Here is a 19815-nt window from a genome sequence, read left to right as displayed (position 1 = left end):
TCGGAGCGCGAGGAGGGGTGGAGGCAGTGACGGCCATACCGGCGGCGGCGCGCGCCTGCATCCTCGCCGCGGTCCTGTGCGCCACCGCGGCCGCGGCGCCTGTCGCCGTCCACGGTGCGGCCGTGCCCTGGGGAACGGCTCTGCTGCTCGCGGCCCTGTACGCCGGATGCGAGCTTCCTTCGCGATTCCCCCGTGCGGGGAGCGCCGCCCCGGTGGGGGCGGGCACGTTCTTCCCGGTGCTGCTGGCGGCGGCGTTCCTGCTGCCGCCCGCGGCGGCCGCGCTGGTGCCGGTGCCGGGGGCACTGCTCGGACGGGTCGACGGCCACCCGGCCGGCGTCCGCAGGGTCTGGCGTGCGGCCAGGCTGGCGCTCGCGACCTGGGCGGCCGCCCACGCGTATCTGCTGCTCGGCGGTGAACGGGCGCTGCGGGCCCAGGACTTCCCCTACGCGCTGGTGCCGGCCCTGGGCGGCGCGCTCGGTCTCTGTCTGCTGCTGACCGTCCTCGACGGCGGCATCCGGGCCACGGCGGAGGGGGTTCGTCGAACGGGCGGGTCTGCCTCTCCCGCGCCGTACTGCGTGCACGGGCTGGCGGGGCTGATGATGGCGGTGCTGTGGGACAGCCCCTACGGACCGGTGTCCGCCTTCTTCGTGCTGCTGCCGATGTACATCTCCTGCTGGATCTTCGCCCAGTACCACCGTGAACGGGCCGCCCACCAGGCGACGATCCGGGCGCTGGTGCAGGCGGTCGACATCAAGGACCGGTACACGCGGGGCCACAGCGAACGCGTCGGCCGTGCGTCGGTGCTGATCGCCCGGGAACTGAGCATGGACGAGGAGCGCCTCGAGGTCGTCCGGTTCGCCGGGATCCTGCACGACGTGGGCAAGCTGGGCGTGCCCACGAGGGTGCTGCGCAAGGACGGGCCGCTGACTCCGGAGGAGCGCCGGGTGATCGAACTGCATCCGGAGTACGGGCACGAGATGGTGCGCGGCATCGGCTTCCTCGGCGAGGCGCGGGCGGCGATCCTGCACCACCACGAACGCATCGACGGCAGCGGGTACCCGTACGGACTGGTGGGCGGCCAGATCCCCGAGTTCGCGCGGGTCGTCGCGGTGGCGGACGCCTTCGACGCGATGACGTCCACCCGCTCCTACCGGCGTGCCCGGCCCGTGGCCGTCGCCCTCGGCGAGCTGGAACGGTGCGCGGGCACGCAGTTCGACCCGAGGATGGTGGGTGCCCTGGCACGCGCGCTGGAGCGGCACGGGTGGGAGACGGCGGTGACGTCGGACGAGGAGGCGGCGACCACGTCCCCGGCCCCTGGGCCGGGGACGGAAGCCTCGCGTCAGGTACGGACAGGGTGAGCGGCCCGCGCCCGCGGAGCCGGGGGTGAGGACTCCTCCGGCACGCCGGCCCCTGGGAGTCGTCCATGCCGTCCACGCGGCCGCGTTCACCGTGACGGTCGCCGCCCTCGTGCAGGTGGTGATCCACGGCGTGGCTCAGCCGGGCAACGCCCTGGCCTTCGGCCTGTTCATCGCCGTCGGGGAGCTCGCCCGGTGGGGAGCGGTGCAGGGGGAGCGGGAGCCCGCGCCGCTCGGGGCCGCGGGCGCCCTCGCGTACGCCCTGCTGGGGGAGTGCGCCGGGGAGCCGACGGGCCACGGGGCCTCCCAGGTCGTGGCCGTCGTCGTCGCGGGCGCGCTCGTCGGGGCCGTACCGCATGTCGCCCGCGGGCAGGGGCCGGCGCTCGACCATGTGGCACGCCGGGTGCTGACCGTCGGGTTCGCGGCGGTGTGCTTCCAGCCGCTCTACGTCTCCGGCGAGCTGGACCTGAGGCTCGGTCACGGTCCGTACTACGCGCTCTTCCTCCTCGTACTGCTGGTGCTGACCGCGCTGTGCGACGCCGTGCTGGCCGCGGTCGTGCTCCGCTCCCACACCGGCCACCCCTTCGGGCCGCTGCTCCATGACGAGCTGCGGGCGCTGCTGGGGATCGGCTCGGCCGTCTGCGCGACGGGTGCGGTCATGGCACTCGCCGTGGCCGTCGCCGGCCTGTGGGCGCTGCCGGTGTTCTGCGTACCGCTGCTGCTCACCCAGCTGTCGTTCCGGCGGTACGCGGCCGTGCGGGCCACATACGGCCAGACGATCGCCTCCCTGGCCCGGGCGACCGAGGTGGCCGGCTACACCCGCCCGGGCCATGCCCACCGGGTCGCGGAGCTCAGCACGGCCGTCGGCCGTGAGATGGGGCTGTCGGGACCCGATCTGAACCTGCTCGAGTACGCGGCGCTCATGCACGACATCGGACAGCTGTCCCTGGTCGACCCCGTACCGGAGGGCGCCACCGCCTTGCTGCCGGCAGCCGAGCAGCGCCGTATCGCACTGCTCGGCGGTGCGGTGGTCCGCCAGACGGGCGTGCCGGCGGCGGTGGCAGCCGTCGTGGAGCAGCAGGCGGACCCCTATCGGGACCAGCCGCTCGCGGCCAGGATCGTCCGTGTCGCGAACGCATACGACGACCTGGCCGGGGGAAGCGGAGCCAGGGCGGGGGAAGCCCTGGCCGCCCTGGAGCAGCTGCGGCTGGGGACGGGGCACGACTACCAGCCAGAGGTGGTCGAATCCCTGGCCAGAGTCCTCGGCAGAGTACTTGCCTGAGGCGGTCTGACCCTCGTCCCGATGGGGTAACCCATGGGTAATGAGCGAGCCTGCGACCGGGCATGGTTGGATGCGAAAGAAGGCACAGGAGCAGGCACACAGTCATGCGTCCGGGCAGTGACCCGAGCGACCGGCAGGCGGGAATCGTGAGGATCTTCGGGAAGGTACGGCATCGGCCCTCCGCCTCTTGGCGGCAGGCCACGGACCGCGCGTTCACGCTGATCGGCGACGGCCGGTACGAGGACGCGGGCGCGCTGCTGACACGAGCGGCGGACCTCGAGCCCTGGCTCTCCGAGTCGTGGTTCAACCTGGCGCTGCTGCACAAGTTCCGCCACGACTGGGAGCAGGCCCGCGCCGCGGGGCTGCGGGCGGTCGCGCTGCTGGACAAGGAGACCGGTGCACCGGACTGGTGGAACGTCGGCATCGCCGCAACCGCCCTCCAGGACTGGCCGCTGGCCCGCCGCGCCTGGCAGGCGTACGGCCTGAAGGTCCCCGGAGCGGCCGCCGCGAACGGCGAGCCCGTGGGCATGGACCTGGGCAGTGCCGCCGTGCGGCTGTCGCCGGAGGGCGAGGCCGAGGTGGTGTGGGGCCGCAGGCTCGATCCGGCCCGGATGGAGGTGCTCTCCATTCCGCTGCCGTCGTCCGGGCGGCGCTGGGGCGAGGTGGTGCTGCACGACGGCGTTCCGAACGGTGAGCGCACGACGACCGCCGGCCCGTCGTTCCCGGTGTTCGACGAGATCGAGCTCTGGGCGCCGTCCCCCGTGCCGACCTGGGTGGTTCTGCTGGAGGCGGCGACGGAGGCGGATCGTGACGCCCTGGAGCGGCTCGCGGCGGACGCCGGATTCGCCGCGGAGGACTGGTCGTCCTCCGTGCGGCTGCTGTGCCGGGCCTGTTCCGAGGGCAGCATGCCGAGTGCGGAGGGCGAGGGCGAGCACCTCGACCCGCACGACCACAGTGAGCCGGGTCACCCGGGACCGCTGGGGCACCGTACGGGCGGCGACCTCTGGTCACCGGAGCGCGAATGCGGCATAGCGGCGCCCGCCGGTCTGGTGCGTGGCCTGCTGGACGGGTGGGTGGCCGACAGCCCGGACTCCCGTGAGTGGCGGGATCTCGAGGAAGTCTGCTGACGCCTGCCCGTAGGCTGTACGGACACAGAGTGACCGGGCACCGGGCCGGGAGCGGGTACGGAGAAGGGCGCAGAGCTGACATGGCGTCGCAGCAGTCGGAGCAGTCGCAGCAGTCGCAGCGGGAGACGGACGAGCAGGGCGGGGACGGCTTCGTCGTCGACACGGAGGACTGCGAGGAGCGCGAGCGCGCGTACCGCGAGCGTGGGACCTCGCGTCCGATCACGGTCGTCGGGAACCCGGTTCTGCACAAGGAGTGCAAGGACGTCACGGAGTTCGACGACAAGCTTGCCGCGCTCATCGATGACATGTTCGCCAGCCAGAAGACGGCGGAGGGCGTGGGCTTGGCCGCCAACCAGATCGGTGTGGACCTGAAGGTCTTCGTCTACGACTGCCCGGACGACGAGGGTGTGCGGCACACCGGTGTCGTCTGCAACCCGGTCCTGGAGGAGCTGGCGCCCGAGCAGCGCGTCCTCGACGACTCCAACGAGGGCTGCCTCTCGGTTCCGACGGCGTACGCCTCGCTGGCCCGTCCCGACTACGCGGTGGTCCGCGGCCAGGACGCGCAGGGCAACCCGATCAAGGTGCGCGGCACCGGCTACTTCGCCCGCTGCCTGCAGCACGAGACGGACCACCTGTACGGGTACCTGTACATCGACCGGCTCTCCAAGCGCGAGCGCAAGGACGCGCTGAAGCAGATGGCCGAGGGCACTCCGCGCTATGAGGTCGTCGCCAACGACTGAGTGCCGACTGTCACGAGGGCCCCGCTCACCGTGAGCGGGGCCCCTTTGTGTCACCGGGGCGTCATTGGGCGGACAAATGACGGCTGCTCAAGGCGGGTTGACGCGCGTTGACCGTCACGCCACCCTCACGGGTAGACCACTTTCACAACTTGGAGGATCGATGCTGAGACGGACGGCCCGACTGCTGACGTCTTTTGTCATGCTCATGGTTGCCGCAACGGCCGGGGTCGTTTCGACCGCCGGAACCGCCCAGGCCGACGACTGCTACAGCTGGTCCCGCACCCTGTCCGAGGGCTCCTCCGGGTCCGACGTCAGCCAGCTCCAGATCCGGGTGGGCGGATACCCGGGATACGGCGGGGTCCTCGCGGTCGACGGGCAGTTCGGCCCGGCCACCGAGGCCGCGGTCAAGCGCTTCCAGGCCGCGTACGGCCTCACCGCGGACGGCGTGGCCGGCCCGGCCACCTTCAGCAAGATCTACGCCCTCCAGGACAGCGACTGCACGCCCGCCCACTTCAGTTACGCGGAACTCAACCAGTGCAACTCGACCTGGTCCGGCGGCGCGGTCAGCGCTGCCACCGCCAAGTCCAACGCGCTGCGCGCCATGTGGAAGCTGGAGGCGATGCGGCACGCACTGGGCGACCAGCCCATCCGCGTCACCAGTGGCTTCCGCTCCTACGCCTGCAACAGCGCGGTGGGAGGCTCCTCCAGCAGCCGCCACCTGTACGGTGACGGCGTCGACCTCGGAGCGGGATCGCACTCCCTGTGCACCATGGCCAAGCAGGCCCGCTACCACGGGTTCCGGGGGATCCTCGGCCCCGGCTACCCGGGCCACAACGACCACACCCACGTCGACCACCGGTCGAGCCGTTACTGGTCCGCATCCAGTTGCGGCATCTGAAACCGCACGGCGGCCCGCACCTCGCACGGCGAGGTGCGGGCCGCCGTCGACCGGCACCGGCTCAGAAGTCCTCGTCCAGATCCACCGAGCCCTCGACCGCGACCTGGTAGGCCGACGGGCGGCGCTCGAAGAAGTTCGTCAGCTCCTGGACACCCTGCAACTCCATGAAGGAGAACGGGTTCTCGGAGCCGTACACGGGAGCGAAGCCGAGCCGGGTGAGGCGCTGGTCGGCCACGCACTCGAGGTACTCGCGCATCGACTCGGTGTTCATGCCCGGCAGACCGTCACCGCACAGGTCCCTGCCGAACTGCAGCTCGGCCTCCACGGCCTCCCTCAGCATGTCCGTGACCTGCTGCTGGAGTTCGTCGTCGAAGAGATCGGGCTCTTCCTTGCGGACGGTGTCCACGACCTCGAAGGCGAAGTTCATGTGCATCGTCTCGTCGCGGAACACCCAGTTGGTGCCGGTGGCCAGGCCGTGCAGCAGGCCGCGGGAGCGGAACCAGTAGACATAGGCGAAGGCACCGTAGAAGAACAGCCCCTCGATGCAGGCGGCGAAGCAGATCAGGTTCAGCAGGAAGCGGCGGCGGTCCGCCTTCGTCTCCAGCCGGTCGACGGCCTCGACGGAGTCCATCCACTTGAAGCAGAACTGGGCCTTCTCCCGGATGGACGGGATGTTCTCGACCGCCGCGAAGGCGGCCGTCCGGTCCTCCGGGTCGGGGAGGTAGGTGTCCAGCAGGGTCAGATAGAACTGGACGTGCACGGCCTCCTCGAACAGCTGACGCGACAGATACAGGCGCGCCTCCGGCGAGTTGATGTGCTTGTAGAGGGTGAGGACCAGGTTGTTGGCGACGATCGAGTCACCGGTCGCGAAGAACGCGACCAGGCGGCCGATCAGGTGCTGCTCGCCGGGGGTGAGCCTGGCCAGGTCGGCGACGTCGGAGTGGAGGTCGACCTCCTCCACGGTCCAGGTGTTCTTGATGGCGTCGCGGTAGCGCTCGTAGAAGTCCGGGTACCGCATCGGACGCAGGGTGAGCTCGAAGCCGGGATCGAGCAGGTTCTTCTCGGACATCACTGGCAGGCCTCGCAGGACTCGGGGTTTTCCAGGGAGCAGGCGACGGCCTCGGGGTCGGCGGCCTGCTGGACGGGGACGGTCGCCTGCGCGGCGCGGGCGATGCGGGTGGCCGGACGCGAACGCAGGTAGTACGTCGTCTTCAGGCCCTTCTTCCAGGCGTACGCGTACATCGAGCTCAGCTTCCCGATGGTCGGCGTCTCCAGGAACAGGTTCAGCGACTGGCTCTGGTCCAGGAACGGCGTGCGGGCCGCCGCCATGTCGATCAGGCCGCGCTGCGGGATCTCCCAGGCCGTGCGGTACAGGGCGCGGACGTCCTCGGGGATCCAGCTGAAGCCCTGGACCGAGCCGCTGGCCTCCCGCAGCGCCTCGCGGGACTGCGCGTCCCAGACGCCCAGCCTCTTCAGGTCCTCCACCAGGTAGGCGTTGACCTGGAGGAACTCACCGCTCAGCGTCTCGCGCTTGAAGAGGTTGGACACCTGCGGCTCGATGCACTCGTACACCCCCGCGATCGAGGCGATGGTGGCGGTGGGCGCGATGGCCAGGAGCAGCGAGTTGCGCATGCCGACCTCGGCGACACGGGCACGCAGGGCGTCCCAGCGCTCCGGCCAGTTCAGGTCCGTGTCGTAGTGGTCGGGGTGCAGCACGCCCCGTGCCGCGCGGGTCTCGGACCAGGCGGGCAGCGGGCCTTCGCGTTCGGCCAGGTCGCAGGAGGCCTCGTAGGCGGCCAGCATGATCCGTTCGGCGATCCGCGTCGACAGGGCTTTCGCCTCGGCGGAGTCGAAGGGGAGCCGCAGCTTGAAGAAGACGTCCTGCAGGCCCATCACGCCGAGGCCCACCGGCCGCCACCGGGCGTTGGACCGGCCGGCCTGCTCGGTCGGGTAGAAGTTGATGTCGACGACGCGGTCGAGGAACGTGACGGCCGTGCGGACGGTCGCGTCCAGCCGCTCCCAGTCGATCCTGTCGCCGGCTGCCTCGTCGACGAACGAGCCCAGGTTGACGGAGCCGAGGTTGCACACCGCGGTCTCGCCGTCATCCGTGACCTCGAGGATCTCGGTGCACAGGTTCGACGAGTGGACGACCCGGCCCGGCTCCGCCGTCTGGTTGGCGGTGCGGTTGGAGGCGTCCTTGAAGGTCATCCAGCCGTTTCCGGTCTGGGCGAGCGTGCGCATCATCCGGCCGTAGAGGTCCCTGGCCGGGACGGACCTGAGGGCCAGCCCGGCGGCCTCGGCACGGCGGTAGGCCGTGTCGAACTCCTCGCCCCACAGGTCGACCAGTTCCGGGACGTCGGCCGGCGAGAACAGCGACCAGTCGGCGTCGGCCTCGACGCGGCGCATGAACTCGTCGGGGATCCAGTGCGCCAGATTCAGGTTGTGCGTACGCCGGGCGTCCTCACCGGTGTTGTCGCGCAGCTCCAGGAACTCCTCGACGTCCGCGTGCCACGTCTCCAGGTAGATCGCGGCGGCGCCCTTGCGCCGGCCGCCCTGGTTCACCGCCGCCACGGAGGCGTCGAGGGTCTTCAGGAACGGCACGATGCCGTTGGAGTGCCCGTTCGTGCCGCGGATCAGCGAACCGCGGGAGCGGATGCGGGAGTACGAGAGTCCGATGCCACCGGCGTGCTTGGACAGACGTGCGACCTGGTGATAGCGGTCGTAGATCGAGTCGAGCTCGTCGAGCGGCGAGTCCAGCAGGTAGCAGGACGACATCTGCGGGTGGCGGGTGCCGGAGTTGAACAGCGTGGGGGAGGAGGGCAGATAGTCGAGCCGGCTCATCAGCCCGTACAGCGCGGCGACCTCGTCCAGGGCGCGTACCGAGTCGTCCGCGGCGAGGCCGCAGGCGACGCGCAGCATGAAGTGCTGCGGGGTCTCGATCACCTGGCGGGTGATCGGGTGGCGCAACAGATAGCGGCTGTAGAGCGTGCGCAGCCCGAAATAGCCGAAGCGGTCGTCCGCCGCCCGGTCGATCAGCGCGTCGAGGCGCCGCGCGTGCAGTGCGACGAAGGCCGCCGTGCGGTCGGCGATCAGGCCCTCGTGGTGGCCGACCGCGACGGAGGCAGAGAAGGCCGTCGCGCCCTGCCCGGCGGCCTCGTCGGCGATGTGACGGGTCAGCAGGCGTGCGGCGAGCCGCGAGTAGGAGGGGTCCTCCGAGATCAGGCCTGCCGCGGCGTCGGTGGCGAGGGAGCGAAGCTCGGCGGCGTCGGAGCCGGCGTGCCGGCCGCGCAGCGCCGCGGCGGCGACCCTGCCGGGGTCGGTGTGGGGCAGATCGGCGGTGAGGTCCGTGAGGGTCCGCAGCAGTGCGGTCCCGGGCCCGTTGTTCTCCGTCGCTGCGACCGGATCGGCCGGCGCGATGCTCATATGACGCTCTCCCTCGCTCGGTTCCGGGCGGGCGGAGGGAGGTGAGGGCCGTACGACGTGCTCCAGGGCAGCACGTCGTGCACGGCGTCCACCGGCCCAACCGCGAGGCCCGGACGTCTGGGCATCCGGGTCGGTCGAACCGGATGCACCGTCGGCAGGTCGTCGGACTTGAAACGGGTACGGCGAAGCGCACCGGATCACACCGTTGCGGGACAGTTCCGGATTTGCACCGGATTCCCCTGCGGCGACAGCGAGATGAGCATACATGTGGGGGCGGTTGGCTACGCCACCCCCCACATGTTGTGTCGCGTGGCTATCGGAGCTCGAGCGCGTAGGTCAGCAGCAAGGACAGCTCGGGGAACGGCGACCAGTCCCGCTCCGGCGTGCGCACGAAGCCCAGCCGTTCGTACAAGCGGTGCGCGGCGTGCATTTCGGGGTCGGTCGACAGCACGAGCCGTACGCACCCGGGAACGGCACGCGCCCGGTCGGTGCACAGGCGCACCAGCTGCTCCCCGACACCCCGGCCGCGTGCCTGTGGCGCGACGGCGAGCATCCTGAACTCGGCCTCGCCGGGGCCCGCGATGTCCGCCCACCGTCCGCTCCCGGCGACGAACGTGACGCCGCCGAGGAGGGCTCCGGCGGTGTCGACGGCGACGTACACCTCCGCGCCCTCCGCGCGTCCCGCGACATCGCGCAGAACCGGCAGATAGGGGTCCTCGGCACCAAAGGCGAGCAGCCCGCCGTCGAGGTACGTGCGGGCGGTCAACTCGCCGAGCGCCGTGTGCTCCTCCGGTTCGATTCTTCTGATCACTGTGTCCATGCCCGGCAGTGTGCATCAACGCACGGCAAAGGGCCGTCGCATTTCCTCCCGGAGATGCGACGGCCCCTGCCTCTGCGCGAAGGTCAGTGACCGCCCGGCGCACCCGCCGTGGCCGGCGGGAGCTCGACCTTGACGCCGGGGTCGCCCGCGTCCGCGGTGTAGTCGGACGGGCTGGTCTCGTCGATGCCGTCGGGGGCCTTGGCCGCCCGCAGGACGAACGTGAGGACCACGGTGACGACGACGTTCAGTACGAACGCGGTGAGACCGATGTAGCCGATCTCGCCGATGCCCGGGATCTCCGCGGACGAGCCGCCGAAGTGCTTCTGCGTCGGGCTGGCGACGCCGTACGCGGCGGCGGTGCCGTAGACCATGCCGACCGCCCAGCCGCCGAGGAGTGCCCAGCGGTGGAACCAGCGGGTGAACAGTCCGCCCACCAGGGCCGGGAAGGTCTGAAGGATCCAGATCCCGCCGAGCAGCTGGAAGTTGATCGCGACGGTCTTGTCCATGGTGAGGACGAAGACCAGGGCGCCGACCTTGACCAGCAGCGAGACCAGCTTGGAGACCTTGGTCTCCTGCGCCGGGGTCGCGTCGGGCTTCAGGAAGTCCTTGTAGATGTTGCGGGTGAACAGGTTCGCCGCGGCGATCGACATGATGGCGGCCGGGACCAGCGCGCCGATGCCGATGGCGGCGAAGGCGACACCCGCGAACCAGTCGGGGAACATGTTCTCGAACAGCTGCGGGATGGCCAGCTGGCCGTTCTTGACGTTCACCCCGGCCGCGATCGCCATGAAGCCGAGCAGCGCCAACAGGCCGAGCATCAGCGAGTAGAGCGGCAGGATCGTGGTGTTCCTGCGGATGACCTCGCGGCTGCGGGAGGACAGGGTCGCCGTGATCGAGTGCGGGTACATGAAGAGCGCGAGCGCGGAGCCGAGCGCCAGCGTGGCGTAGCCCCAGTGGCCCATGTCACCGGGCACGAGTGCACCGGTAGGCTTGCCCGTCGCCTCGTTGACCTGCGAGAACTTCTCGCCGGCGCTGGCGAAGATCGCGTCGAAGCCACCCAGCTTGATCGGGATGTAGATGATCGCCACCGCGATGACGATGTAGATCAGGGTGTCCTTGACGAAGGCGATCAGCGCCGGCGCTCGCAGTCCGGACGAGTACGTGTAGGCCGCGAGCACACCGAAGGCGATCAGCAGCGGCAGGTCCTTGATGAACCAGTTGGTGTCCTCGCCGCCGCCGACGCCCATGACGTCGAGCACGGCCTGGATGCCGACCAGCTGGAGCGCGATGTACGGCATCGTGGCGAGGATGCCGGTGAGCGCGACCGCCAGGGACAGACCCTTGGAGCCGAAGCGTCCGCGGACGAAGTCGGAGGTCGTCACGTATCCGTGCTTGTGCGACACCGACCACAGCCGCGGCAGGAAGGTGAAGATCAGCGGATAGACCAGGATCGTGTAAGGGACGGCGAAGAAGCCCGCCGCGCCCGCCGCGTAGATGGCCGCGGGGACGGCGACGAAGGTGTACGCGGTGTACAGGTCGCCGCCGAGCAGGAACCAGGTCACCCAGGTGCCGAAGGATCTGCCGCCGAGGCCCCACTCGTCGAGGCTGTTCTCGTTCTCGGCCTTGCGCCAGCGCGTGGCCAGGAAGCCCATGACCGTGACGGCCAGGAAGAAGAAGATGAAGACGCCGAGTGCGACGCCGTTCACGCCGTCGTTCACTTGGACGCACCCCCCTTGCGGGCGCGCTGGTCACGCTGCCACAGCACGTACGCGGTCATCGTCAGAGCCGTCGAGATCAGGACCCAGAGCATCTGGTACCAGTAGAAGAACGGCATGCCGATGAAGGTCGGGTCGACCTTCGAGTAGGAACCGACCCAGAGCATCGCCACGAAAGGCGCGAAGAGGCAGAGGGCGATGATCACGCGCACCGGTGTGACGACCGGTAGTTTCGCTTCGGGCGCTTGTGGCGCTTCGGGCGCATCGGGCACTGCTGACATGCGGCTCCGTCCCCTCACTGGTCACCTGTAATGCGCACGAAATCTAGGCGAGCCGTTCGCGCCGAGTCACCCCCCGTCCGTATATCGGTACGGCAACGACTTCCGGCAGCGCCACGCAAAACGTGACATGGCGCCGCAACAGGTCGCGGCGCCATGTGTGTCCGGGGCGGTCGAGGCGGTCGGGGTCAGTCGCCCGGGCGCTGGAGCCTCGCGACGAACTTGTACCGGTCACCGCGGTAGACCGAGCGCACCCACTCCACCGGCTCGCCCCGGGCGTCGAGCGAGTGACGCGAGAGCATCAGCATGGGCAGGCCCACGTCCGTGCCGAGCAGTCCCGCTTCCCGGGGAGTGGCGAGCGAGGTCTCGATCGTCTCCTCGGCCTCCGCGAGGTGGACGTCGTACACCTCCGCCAGCGCGGTGTAGAGCGAGGTGTACTTGACCAGGCTGCGGCGCAGCGCCGGGAAGCGCTTCGCGGACAGGTGCGTGGTCTCGATGGCCATCGGCTCGCCGCTCGCCAGCCGCAGTCGCTCGATGCGCAGCACCCGGCCGCCCGCCGTGATGTCCAGCAGTCCGGCCAGGGTGTCGTCGGCTGTGACGTACCCGATGTCCAGCAACTGAGACGTGGGCTCCAGACCCTGGGCGCGCATGTCCTCGGTGTAGGACGTGAGCTGGAGCGCCTGCGAGACCTTGGGCTTGGCGACGAACGTGCCCTTGCCCTGGATGCGCTCGAGCCGGCCCTCGACGACCAGTTCCTGCAGTGCCTGCCGGACGGTGGTGCGCGAGGTGTCGAACTCGGCCGCCAGTGTCCGCTCCGGCGGCACGGGCGTGCCGGGCGGCAGGGTCTCCGTCATGTCGAGCAAGTGGCGCTTCAGCCGGTAGTACTTGGGCACGCGTGCGGTACGGGTCTGTGCCCCGCCCTCGGCCTCGGTGCCGCCCCCGTCAGTGCTCATGGCCCGCCTTCCCGACTGCTGCGCTCCTGCCGTCACCGGCTCCTCCGTATCTAGGTCCTGTCGCCGACGGGACCTGGCGGCTCACATGGTGACACGGACCGGTCACGGGTCGTCGCCCTCCCTCATGTGTCGGTCCGATAACGGCCACGACAGCCCCTCTTATACACCCTTGACACCCCTAAAGGTCTAGGCCAAGCTCCCGGTACTGGTCTAAACCATTAAGGATCAGGTCCCAGCCCACGAGCATTGATCGGCGTATGCCTTCACGGCGGGCGGGGGGTGGCAGGCATCCCTGAGGAGGATGACGTGAAGCGCAAGCTCATCGCGGCGATCGGCGTCGCCGGCATGATGGTCGGCCTGGCGGCCTGTGGCGACTCGGACGGCGGCGGCGACAAGGCCGGTGGCGGCGACGCCAAGGAGATCACGGTCTGGCTCACGGTCGACGCGCAGAACAACTGGCCGGAGCTGGTCAAGGCGGCGGACGACGCGGTCATCGCGAAGCACCCGGGCCTGAAGATCAACCACGAGTACTACGGCTGGCCGGACAAGAACGCCAAGCTCGACGCCGTGCTCGCCACGGACAAGGCGCCGGATGTTGTCGAGATGGGCAACACCGAGATGATCGGCTACATGGCCAAGGGCGCCTTCGCCGAGATCGACCCGGCGAAGTACGACAACTCCGACAAGTGGCTGGACGCCCTCAAGGACTCCGTCACCTACAACGGGAAGACGTACGGCGTGCCCTACTACGCCGGCGGCCGCGTGGGCACCTGGCGCAAGGACATCGCCGCCGAGGCGGGAGTCAAGACCGCGCCCAAGACCTGGGCCGAGCTGACCGCCGCGCTGGACAGCATCCAGGAGAAGAAGGGCGACAGTTCAGCGCCTGGTACCAGCCTTCACCGGACTGGTACGCCGCGATGTCCTTCGTCTACGACGCGGGCGGCTCCATCGCCGAGCAGAACGGCGAGTCCTGGAAGGCGAACCTCTCCTCGCCCGAGTCCCTCAAGGGCCTCAAGGCGTACAAGTCGATCCTCGACACGTACATGCACGGCGACAAGACCAAGGACGAGGCCGACCGCCCGATCGTCTTCGGCCAGGGCAACTCGGCGACCATCTTCGCCGCTGCCTGGGAGGGCGCCACCGCCGCCGACCCGAAGAACGACAAGGTCGGCAAGCTCGGCGACAAGCTCGAGAACTTCGTGATGCCCGGCCCGAACGGCAAGAGCCTGCCCGTCTTCCTCGGCGGCTCCGACCTGGCCGTCCCGGTCAAGTCCAAGGCGCAGGACATCGCGGCCGAGTGGATCAACGCCTTCGCCGGCTCCAAGGGCCAGCAGGGTCTGATCGCCAAGGGCAACCTGCCCAACAACAAGGCGGACCTCGCCCCGCTGAAGGCCGACCCGAAGACGCAGGTCCCGGCCACGGCCGCCGAGTCCAGCTGGTTCGTCCCGACCGCTCCGGGCTGGGGCCAGGTCGAGAAGGCCCAGATCCTGAAGACGATGCTCGTCGAGATCGCCAACGGCAAGAAGTCCGTCGAGGACGCCGCGAAGGCCGCGGACGCCGAGATCGACAAGGTCATCAACACCAAGTGACCTTCCGGCAGGGCCCCGTCGCACCGTCGACGGGGCCCTGCCGCCCGTACCAGGAGTAGGGACCGCTGAGGAGCACGGGATGAGTGCCGCAGAGACAACCACCGTGAAGGTGCCGCCGGCGCGGCAGTCACCACCGCCGGGGGCCGTCGCCCCGGAGCAGCAGAGCAGCAGGCGGAGGTCGAGCGGGGCGGGGGCGCCGTGGGCGCTGCTGGCACCCTGTCTCCTGGTGCTCCTGCTGGTGCTCGGCTATCCACTGGTGCGCCTGGTCACCCTGTCCTTCCAGAAGTTCGGCCAGCCGCAGCTGTGGGGCTTCCAGGCGCCCGAGTCGGCCGGTCTGGAGAACTACACCAAGATCCTCGGGGACGCGGAGTTCTGGGCCGTCGTCCTGCGCACCGTCGTCTTCGCCGGTGGTGCGGTGATCTCGACGATGGTCCTCGGCATGCTGATCGCCCTGCTGCTCCAGCGGGTGTCCGGCTGGGTGAAGGTCCTCGTCAACATCGTCCTCGTCGCCAGCTGGGGTATGCCCATCATCGTCGCGACCGCCATCTTCAAGTGGCTCTTCGACGCCGACTACGGTGTGCTCAACTGGCTGCTGGACAAGCTGCCCGGCGTGGAGATGATCGGGCACAACTGGTTCGCCAGCGGTCCGCAGGGCCTTGCCGTGATCATGCTGCTGGTGGTGTGGGGCGCCGTCCCCTTCGTGGTGATCACCCTCAGCGCCGGCCTCACCCAGGTTCCCAAGGAGCTCGAGGAGGCCGCCCGTCTGGACGGGGCGGGAGCCTGGGGCGTCTTCCGTTTCGTCACCCTGCCGATCCTCAAGCCCATCATCGTGATGCTGACGACCCTGTCGGTGATCTGGGACATGGGCGTCTTCCCGCAGGTGTTCGTGATGCGCAACGGCCATCCGGAGGCCGAGTTCCAGATCCTCACCACCTACTCGTACGACAAGGCCTTCGTCGTCAACGACTACGGCGGCGGTTCCGCGATCGCCCTGGTCACCGTGCTGCTCCTGCTCGGAGTCGTAGCCGTCTACATGCGCCAGATGCTCAAGATCGGAGAGGTGGAGTGACCTCGACAACCGCGCCTCCCGCCGCCGGCCGCCGCCCCCGCGGGGGCAAGGCCGGCTGGAACCTCCTCGGACTGCTCGTGGTCCTGATCGCCGGCTTCCCGGTGTACTGGATGCTGAACACGGCGTTCAAACCGGCCAAGGACGCCATCGACCCGGACCCGCACTTCTTCCCGAGCGTGTTCACCCTCGAGAACTTCGAGCGTGCCCTGCAGGTCTCCGACTTCTGGGGACCGGTCGGGCGCAGCCTCGTCGTCTCGCTCGCCGTCGTGTTCGTCGGCATCGTCGTCGGCATGCTGGCCGCTCTCGCCATCTCCCGGTTCGCCTTCCGCGGCCGCAAGATCGTGATCGTCGGCATCCTCGCGGTCCAGATGATTCCGCTGGTCGCGATGATCATTCCGGTCTTCCTGCTGCTGAACGACCTGGGTCAGTACGACAAGATCACCGGGCTGATCATCACCTATCTGACCTTCATCCTGCCCTTCACCGTCTGGACGTTGCGCGGCTTCATCGTCAACATCCCGAAGGAGCTGGAGGAGGCGGCGATGGTCGACGGCTGCACCCGTACCGGCGCCTTCGTCCGGGTGGTCTTCCCGCTGCTCGCCCCCGGCATGGTGGCGACCTCCGTCTACGGCTTCATCCAGGCGTGGAACGAGTACCTGTACGCGCTGATGCTGATGAGCCAGCAGAACCAGACGGCCACCGTCTGGCTCAGCAACTTCATCACCAAGAACGGCACCGAGTACGCCCCGATGATGGCCGGCTCCACGATGATGGCCGTCCCCATCGTGATCCTTTTCCTCCTTGTCCAGCGCAAGATGGCCGCGGGTCTGACGGCCGGCGCAGTGAAGGGATAACGCCACCTCATGACGACTCTGGTACGTGGCTCCTCAGGCACTCTGACCCGTGACGCGCTCACCGTCCTCCAGCCGGGCTTCGTCGGCACCACCGCCCCCGACTGGCTGCTGCGGCAGATCGGCGAAGGGCTCTCCGCCGTCGGTCTGTTCGGCCGCAACATCGCCTCGCCCCGTCAGCTCGCCGCGCTCACCGCACAGCTGCGCGCCGAGCGGGACGACGTCCTCGTCGCCATCGACGAGGAGGGCGGCGATGTCACCCGGCTGGAGGTGCGCACCGGTTCCTCGTTCCCCGGCAACTACGCGCTGGGCTCGGTGGACGACGTCGGCCTCACCCGTGCCGTGGCGCACGAACTGGGACGCCGGCTCGCCGCATGCGGGGTGGACCTCAACTGGGCGCCGTCCGCCGACGTCAACTCCAATCCGGACAACCCGGTCATCGGCGTACGGTCGTTCGGCGCCGACACCGCCCTCGCCGCCCGGCACACCGTCGCGTACGTCGAGGGCCTGCAGTCGGCAGGCGTGGCCGCCTGCACCAAGCACTTCCCCGGACACGGCGACACCAACGTCGACTCGCACCACGCGCTGCCCCGCATCGATGCGGATCTGGACACCCTGCACGCCCGTGAGCTGGCGCCTTTCCGGGCATCCATCGCCGCGGGTTCCAAGGCGGTGATGAGCGCGCACATCCTGCTTCCCGCGCTCGATCCCGACCGTCCCGCGACGCTGAGCCCGCGGGTCCTCACCGGTCTGCTCCGCGAGGAGCTGGGCTACCAGGGCCTGATCGTCACGGACGGAATGGAGATGCAGGCCATCTCGTCCGCGTACGGAATCGAGCGGGGCTCGGTCCTCGCGATCGCCGCCGGAGCCGACGCGATCTGCGTCGGCGGCGGCCTGGCAGACGAGGAGACCGTACTGCGGCTGCGCGACGCCCTCGTCGACGCGGTGCGCAGCGGCGACCTGCCGGAGGAGCGGCTGGCCGACGCGGCGGCGCGGGTGCGCGACCTCGCGGACTGGACGCGGCGGGCCAGGGGGGCCGCGGCGGAGCCGGGCGCGGCCGCACAGGCGGAGCTATCCCCGGCGGGGCCCGGGGCAGGGACCGGGCCCGGCTCCGACCCGGAGATCGGTCTTGTGGCCGCCCGCCGTGCGGTGAAGCTCACCGTCGGCGATCGGCCCTACGAACCGCTCACGCAGGCGGGCTACGTCGCTGCCTTCACCCCCGTCGCCAACATCGCCGTGGGGGACGAGACGCCGTGGGGGGTGGCCGCTGAACTCGCCTCACTTCTCCCCGGCACCGGGACCGACACCTACGCCGACGGATCCGGTACGCCCGAGTTGGTGTCGCAGGTGCTGGACGCGGCGGCCGACCGCAGGATCGTCGCCGTCGTACGGGACGTCCACCGCCACCCCTGGATGGCGGACGCCCTCGCGGCGCTCCTCGCGGCTCGTCCCGACACGGTCGTCGTCGAGATGGGCCTGGACCGGGCCGCGCCCACGGGGGCTCTGCACATCGCGACCCATGGCGCGGCCCGCGTCTGCGGGCGCGCCGCCGCGGAGGTCATCGTCGGCCGGTGAGCCGGCGGAAGGACCGACGTGGACCGTGACGTGCCGGGCGTGCACCGGTGCCAGGCGCCCTGGAGCCCGCATGGAGGCGACCACGAGGGGAGCGTCGCCGGCGGCCAGGACCCGGACGCGCCGGGAGCGCCGGCGAGGTGACACGGACGCGCCGGGGGCGGGCGCGGTGCGCAGGAACCCGTGGACGCGACGGGCGGGTGTGATGAGGGGCCCGCCCGTCGTTCACGGACATGTGCACAACCGCGGGTTCATAAGTATGGTGGCGGAACTAAACTTTGCTCAGGCATGGACAGCCCGAATGGTCTAGTCCACAATTGAGCTCGACCAAGCCTCCGCCCTCCCCGCACAGGGGGGTGGAACGAGGTCACCGGCGCTCTCTGCCCTGACTGCGCCGAGACCTCTACGGCCGACCGGGACCGCACACCCTTCGGCCGCGTAACTCCGGGCTGCGGTGCCGGACGGGTTGAGGGTCCCGTCGCGGCGCCGCGGCCCGCGGGTACCCTCGCAGACGTGCCCTCCATGAACGAACTCGTCCGCCAGCACACCGCTCTGAGTGAGTCCGACCTCGAGTGGCTCCACCTGCTGGTCTCGGAGTGGCAGCTGCTCTCCGACCTCTCCTTCGCCGACCTCGTGCTGTGGGTCCCCACCCGCGACGGCACCCGCTACGTCTCCGTCGCCCAGATGCGGCCCAACACCGGCCCCACCTCCTACCAGGACGACATGGTCGGCCATCTCGTCCCACGCGGCCGGCGCCCGCTGCTCGACGCCGCGCTCGACGAGGGCCGGATCGTGCGCGAGGGCGACCCCGAGTGGCGCGAGGAGGTCCCGGTACGGGTCGAGTCCATTCCCGTACGCCGCGAGGGCCGCGTACTCGGCGTCATCGCGCGCAACACCAACCTGCTCACCGTGCGCACCCCGTCACGGCTCGAGCTCACCTACCTCCAGTCCGCCTCCGACCTGGCGCAGATGATCGCGGCAGGAACGTTTCCCTTCCCCGAGGAACAGGTCGAGATGGACTCCTCTCCGCGTGCCGGGGACGGGCTCATCCGGCTCGACGCGGACGGCATCGTGCAGTACGCGAGCCCCAACGGCCTCTCCGCGTACCACCGCCTCGGGCTCGCATCCGACCTCGTCGGCCAGCACCTCGGCCAGCTCACCGCCGAACTCGCGCCCTCCCGCGGCCCGGTCGACGAGGCCCTCGTCAAGATCGCCAGCGGGTACGCGCCGCGTGAGACCGAGGTGGAGGGCAACGGCGGTGTCATCCAGCTGCGGGCGATCCCCCTCAAACCCAAGGGGGTGCGCATCGGCTCGCTGGTGCTGCTGCGGGACGTCACCGAACTGCGCCGCCGCGAACGAGAGCTGATCACCAAGGACGCCACCATCCGGGAGATCCATCACCGGGTGAAGAACAACCTCCAGACGGTCGCCGCGCTGTTGCGCCTCCAGTCCCGCCGGATGGACTCCGTACGCGGCCGTGAGGCGCTCGACGAGGCGGTACGGCGCGTCGGCTCGATCGCGATCGTGCACGAGACGCTGTCCCAGAACCTGGACGAGCGGGTGGAGTTCGACGACATCGCGGACAGGGTGATCGCGATGGTCGCGGAGATCTCACCCGGCAGGGTCGAGTGCCGCCGCACCGGCCGGTTCGGAATTCTGGACGCCGAGATCGCCACCCCCCTGTCGATGGTGCTCACCGAAGTGTTGCAGAACGCCTTGGAGCACGCCTTCGCTCAGGGTGAGCAGGGCTCGGTCGAGGTGGCGGCGGTCCGCGGCGAGGCCCGCGCGCAGAGCTCCCGACTGCTGATCACCGTTCAGGACGACGGCCGCGGTCTGCCGGAGGGCTTCGACGCGCAGCGGGCCGGCAATCTGGGGCTGCAGATCGTCCGGACCCTGGTCGAGGGGGAGCTGGGCGGAACCTTCGACATGGTCCCCGTTCCCGGGCCGGGACGCGGCACCCGGGTCGTCCTCGACATCCCCGTACCGGACAAGCGCTGACCGTTCTGGGGTCGCCGGCACTGCTTTGCCGCGCACCCGTCTCGCCGCGCACAGCGAAGAGCCCCGGACCGTGTGACACGGTCCGGGGCTCGAGGCTCACGTGCTCGCATGTGCGATGCGCATCGGGGGTACTGCGCGCTGCGGC

The 19815-nt window shown here is 70.0% G+C and carries 15 protein-coding genes, 1 pseudogene and 1 riboswitch; of the genes and pseudogenes, 10 read left to right on the top strand and 6 right to left on the bottom strand.

The features are described from left to right. Nucleotides 1-26 precede the first annotated feature (26 nt). The 5 genes from ACFYV1_RS27055 to ACFYV1_RS27035 all read left to right on the top strand — a co-directional run bounded on the left by ACFYV1_RS27055 (nucleotide 27) and on the right by ACFYV1_RS27035 (nucleotide 5402). On the top strand, nucleotides 27-1358 hold the full coding sequence (locus ACFYV1_RS27055; protein ID WP_389398189.1) for an HD-GYP domain-containing protein: 1332 nt from the start codon (nucleotides 27-29) through the stop codon (nucleotides 1356-1358). A gap of 25 nt (nucleotides 1359-1383) precedes the next feature. Further along, the gene (locus ACFYV1_RS27050) at nucleotides 1384-2637 is read left to right on the top strand and encodes an HD-GYP domain-containing protein (protein WP_389398188.1); all 1254 of its coding nucleotides are present in this window, start codon (nucleotides 1384-1386) and stop codon (nucleotides 2635-2637) included. 146 nt (nucleotides 2638-2783) lie between these two features. Beyond that, the gene (locus ACFYV1_RS27045; protein WP_389398187.1) at nucleotides 2784-3764 is read left to right on the top strand and encodes a tetratricopeptide repeat protein; all 981 of its coding nucleotides are present in this window, start codon (nucleotides 2784-2786) and stop codon (nucleotides 3762-3764) included. A gap of 80 nt (nucleotides 3765-3844) precedes the next feature. Continuing rightward, complete coding sequence (def, locus tag ACFYV1_RS27040) at nucleotides 3845-4504, top strand: peptide deformylase (protein WP_389398186.1); 660 nt, start codon at nucleotides 3845-3847, stop codon at nucleotides 4502-4504. A 160-nt stretch (nucleotides 4505-4664) separates the two neighbouring features. Beyond that, a complete protein-coding gene (locus ACFYV1_RS27035; RefSeq protein WP_389398185.1) occupies nucleotides 4665-5402 on the top strand; it encodes a D-Ala-D-Ala carboxypeptidase family metallohydrolase in 738 nt (245 codons plus the stop codon). A gap of 61 nt (nucleotides 5403-5463) precedes the next feature. Here ACFYV1_RS27035 and ACFYV1_RS27030 read toward each other — a convergent pair whose 3' ends face one another. The 6 genes from ACFYV1_RS27030 to ACFYV1_RS27005 form a co-directional block, all read right to left on the bottom strand. Then, nucleotides 5464-6471 (bottom strand): ribonucleotide-diphosphate reductase subunit beta, encoded by a 1008-nt coding sequence (locus tag ACFYV1_RS27030; protein ID WP_389398184.1) that lies wholly within the window; start codon nucleotides 6469-6471, stop codon nucleotides 5464-5466. After that, complete coding sequence (locus ACFYV1_RS27025) at nucleotides 6471-8825, bottom strand: ribonucleoside-diphosphate reductase subunit alpha (protein ID WP_389398183.1); 2355 nt, start codon at nucleotides 8823-8825, stop codon at nucleotides 6471-6473. The genes ACFYV1_RS27030 and ACFYV1_RS27025 overlap by 1 nt, the downstream gene beginning before the upstream one ends. Before the next feature lie 135 nt (nucleotides 8826-8960). After that, a riboswitch (cobalamin riboswitch) is annotated at nucleotides 8961-9095 on the bottom strand. Between the two features lie 43 nt (nucleotides 9096-9138). Then, the gene (locus ACFYV1_RS27020; RefSeq protein WP_389398182.1) at nucleotides 9139-9645 is read right to left on the bottom strand and encodes a GNAT family N-acetyltransferase; all 507 of its coding nucleotides are present in this window, start codon (nucleotides 9643-9645) and stop codon (nucleotides 9139-9141) included. A gap of 83 nt (nucleotides 9646-9728) precedes the next feature. Continuing rightward, nucleotides 9729-11363, bottom strand: coding sequence for a monocarboxylate uptake permease MctP (gene mctP, locus ACFYV1_RS27015; RefSeq protein WP_389398181.1), 1635 nt, complete (start codon nucleotides 11361-11363; stop codon nucleotides 9729-9731). Continuing rightward, nucleotides 11360-11641 carry a DUF3311 domain-containing protein gene (locus tag ACFYV1_RS27010; protein ID WP_389398180.1) on the bottom strand — a complete coding sequence of 94 codons (282 nt, stop codon included), beginning with the start codon at nucleotides 11639-11641 and terminating at the stop codon, nucleotides 11360-11362. The genes mctP and ACFYV1_RS27010 overlap by 4 nt, the downstream gene beginning before the upstream one ends. A gap of 185 nt (nucleotides 11642-11826) precedes the next feature. After that, nucleotides 11827-12591: a GntR family transcriptional regulator gene (locus tag ACFYV1_RS27005; RefSeq protein ID WP_389398179.1), complete on the bottom strand. Its 765-nt coding sequence runs from the start codon at nucleotides 12589-12591 to the stop codon at nucleotides 11827-11829. Between the two features lie 306 nt (nucleotides 12592-12897). Here ACFYV1_RS27005 and ACFYV1_RS27000 point away from each other — a divergent pair. From ACFYV1_RS27000 to ACFYV1_RS26980, 5 genes and pseudogenes are all read left to right on the top strand, one after another. Beyond that, nucleotides 12898-14180: pseudogene (locus ACFYV1_RS27000) on the top strand (extracellular solute-binding protein). Between the two features lie 79 nt (nucleotides 14181-14259). Beyond that, nucleotides 14260-15249 carry a carbohydrate ABC transporter permease gene (locus tag ACFYV1_RS26995; RefSeq protein WP_389398178.1) on the top strand — a complete coding sequence of 330 codons (990 nt, stop codon included), beginning with the start codon at nucleotides 14260-14262 and terminating at the stop codon, nucleotides 15247-15249. Then, a complete protein-coding gene (locus ACFYV1_RS26990) occupies nucleotides 15246-16103 on the top strand; it encodes a carbohydrate ABC transporter permease (RefSeq protein ID WP_389398177.1) in 858 nt (285 codons plus the stop codon). The genes ACFYV1_RS26995 and ACFYV1_RS26990 overlap by 4 nt, the downstream gene beginning before the upstream one ends. A gap of 9 nt (nucleotides 16104-16112) precedes the next feature. After that, on the top strand, nucleotides 16113-17675 hold the full coding sequence (locus tag ACFYV1_RS26985) for a glycoside hydrolase family 3 protein (RefSeq protein WP_389398176.1): 1563 nt from the start codon (nucleotides 16113-16115) through the stop codon (nucleotides 17673-17675). A gap of 519 nt (nucleotides 17676-18194) precedes the next feature. Continuing rightward, nucleotides 18195-19670 carry a histidine kinase N-terminal domain-containing protein gene (locus ACFYV1_RS26980; protein WP_389398243.1) on the top strand — a complete coding sequence of 492 codons (1476 nt, stop codon included), beginning with the start codon at nucleotides 18195-18197 and terminating at the stop codon, nucleotides 19668-19670. The last annotated feature ends 145 nt before the right edge of the window (nucleotides 19671-19815 follow it).

It is taken from the genome of Streptomyces sp. NPDC003023 (genome assembly GCF_042888225.1).
In the GTDB taxonomy this organism is placed as follows: domain Bacteria; phylum Actinomycetota; class Actinomycetes; order Streptomycetales; family Streptomycetaceae; genus Streptomyces.
The sequence above is the reverse complement of the archived record's forward strand: the minus strand, read 5'-3'. Positions and strand labels throughout refer to the sequence as shown.

Coding starts and splice junctions, on each gene's coding strand:
- def (WP_389398186.1), top strand. CDS start 3,845: ATGGCGTCGCAGCAGTCGGAGCAGTCGCAGCAGTCGCAGCGGGAGACG.
- ACFYV1_RS27035 (WP_389398185.1), top strand. CDS start 4,665: ATGCTGAGACGGACGGCCCGACTGCTGACGTCTTTTGTCATGCTCATG.
- ACFYV1_RS27030 (WP_389398184.1), bottom strand. CDS start 6,471: ATGTCCGAGAAGAACCTGCTCGATCCCGGCTTCGAGCTCACCCTGCGT.
- ACFYV1_RS27025 (WP_389398183.1), bottom strand. CDS start 8,825: ATGAGCATCGCGCCGGCCGATCCGGTCGCAGCGACGGAGAACAACGGG.
- ACFYV1_RS27020 (WP_389398182.1), bottom strand. CDS start 9,645: ATGGACACAGTGATCAGAAGAATCGAACCGGAGGAGCACACGGCGCTC.
- ACFYV1_RS27010 (WP_389398180.1), bottom strand. CDS start 11,641: ATGTCAGCAGTGCCCGATGCGCCCGAAGCGCCACAAGCGCCCGAAGCG.
- ACFYV1_RS27005 (WP_389398179.1), bottom strand. CDS start 12,591: ATGAGCACTGACGGGGGCGGCACCGAGGCCGAGGGCGGGGCACAGACC.
- ACFYV1_RS26995 (WP_389398178.1), top strand. CDS start 14,260: ATGAGTGCCGCAGAGACAACCACCGTGAAGGTGCCGCCGGCGCGGCAG.
- ACFYV1_RS26985 (WP_389398176.1), top strand. CDS start 16,113: ATGACGACTCTGGTACGTGGCTCCTCAGGCACTCTGACCCGTGACGCG.
- ACFYV1_RS26980 (WP_389398243.1), top strand. CDS start 18,195: ATGAACGAACTCGTCCGCCAGCACACCGCTCTGAGTGAGTCCGACCTC.